1 protein-coding gene is annotated in these 789 nt (G+C 37.5%); it reads left to right on the forward strand.

Going from position 1 to position 789, the window contains the following annotated elements:
• A partial coding sequence (locus N2257_10745) for a phage portal protein (protein MCX7794862.1) occupies window positions 1–789 on the forward strand: 789 nt, incomplete at both ends.

Below are 789 nucleotides of genomic sequence, written 5' to 3' on the forward strand. Positions count from 1 at the left end.
GAATAAAAGAAACTATCAGGCAGCAAAGACAAATAATTTGACTGCTGACTGGATTGTAAACAATCTAACTGCTGATGAAATTCTCAGATATTCCCTTCAGAGATTAAGAGACCGTTCAAGAGATTTAGAACGTAACAATGACTACATGAAGAACTTTCTTAGAAAACTTGAAAACAATGTTATAGGTCCTAAAGGAATAGTTTTACAAAGCAAGGCTAAGTTTAAAATTACTGGCGAGTTAGACATAAAAACAAACATGCAGATAGAAAAGTCATGGCAGGAATGGGGAAAGCATTATGCATCAGTATGTGGGCAGCTTTCCCTCAGAGACATCAACAAATTAATTCTTAGATCAGTCGCAAGAGACGGTGAAGTCTTAATCAGGAAAATCAAAGGCTATGATAACCCATTCGGGTTTGCCCTTCAAATTTTAGAAGCAGATATGCTTGATGAAAAACTTAATGAAGAACTCCCAGATGGCAACAGAATCGTTATGGGAGTTGAAAAAAATAAATTCGGAAAACCTATTGCATACTGGCTACTTGAAAGACATCCTGGTGATAAATATTATGCCAGCAATAAACATATAAGAATCCCAGCAAATGAAATAATCCATCTGTTTATCAAAGAAAGACCTACTCAGACAAGAGGTATTCCATGGGCAGCCTCTGCAATTATGAAGCTCAGAATGCTTGGCGCATATGAAGAGGCAGAGGTTGTAGCTGCAAGGGTATCAGCAGCTAAAATGGGCTTCTTTAAAGAATCCGTAGAGGGCATTCCTTATACAAC

The organism is Thermodesulfovibrionales bacterium, from assembly GCA_026417875.1.
Classification (GTDB): domain Bacteria; phylum Nitrospirota; class Thermodesulfovibrionia; order Thermodesulfovibrionales; family CALJEL01; genus CALJEL01.